Below are 508 nucleotides of genomic sequence, written 5' to 3'. Positions count from 1 at the left end.
CACCAATGTGGATTGGCAAAATGATTTTGATGACATGGTTAAAAACAACTGCACCGGAATGGTTGTCGGTGGCAATCAACTGTTAATCGCCGCTCATTGCACGGATTTAACCAGTATCACCTTTGCTGACGGTACCGTCATGGATGCTGTGACTCGTGACGATCACCCTAATTATTTGTACTCAAGCTCTGGCAATCAATACGACGTTTCCGTATGGACGTTGCCGCAAACAGCAAAAACTCAAAATATTCACTATTTTGCAGATTTGAACATTCAAACCACCTCGGTAGGAGATACCGTTAAAGCCTATGGTTTTGGGGGGAATAACCCTTTAGCTTATGCTGAGTTACACATAGACACGTTGTCATCACTATCTTCAACTGCCCTAGAGTCAACAGCCATTTCAGGGGATCTCATACAAGGGGATAGCGGAGGTGTTTGGATGCATGGTTCCTCGATAGTAGCCATAAACGAATCCTTTAGTAGTGGTCGATTATCGTATGGTACA

The 508-nt window shown here is 43.9% G+C and carries 1 protein-coding gene; it reads left to right on the top strand.

Annotated elements, in window-relative coordinates; all coding sequences use genetic code 11:
- Nucleotides 1-508 (top strand): trypsin-like serine protease (locus A142_RS13155; RefSeq protein ID WP_019821926.1); only part of this gene is annotated, 508 nt, incomplete at both ends.

This window comes from Vibrio splendidus 12E03, assembly GCF_000272105.2.
Taxonomy (GTDB): domain Bacteria; phylum Pseudomonadota; class Gammaproteobacteria; order Enterobacterales; family Vibrionaceae; genus Vibrio; species Vibrio splendidus_I.
The sequence above is the reverse complement of the archived record's forward strand: the minus strand, read 5'-3'. Positions and strand labels throughout refer to the sequence as shown.